Here is a 201-nt window from a genome sequence, read left to right on the forward strand (position 1 = left end):
CGCCCTCACGGTCCCCGCCCTGCGCACCGACCGCCCCGAGGAGATCGCCTTCACCACCGCCCTCGCCCGCCTCCACGTCCACGGCATCCCCGTCGACTGGGCCGCCCTCCACACCGGACCGGCCCGTCACCCCGTCGACCTGCCGACGTACGCCTTCCACCACCGGCGCTACTGGCTCGCCCCGGGGGCCCCGGCCGGTGA

General features: G+C 77.1%; 1 protein-coding gene. It reads left to right on the forward strand.

Annotated elements, in window-relative coordinates; translation table 11 throughout:
- Positions 1–201, forward strand: a 201-nt coding sequence (locus VR44_RS39460; protein WP_045952516.1) for a hypothetical protein, incomplete at both ends; no start/stop codon positions are given.

The organism is Streptomyces katrae, assembly GCF_000966975.1.
Lineage (GTDB): Bacteria > Actinomycetota > Actinomycetes > Streptomycetales > Streptomycetaceae > Streptomyces > Streptomyces katrae.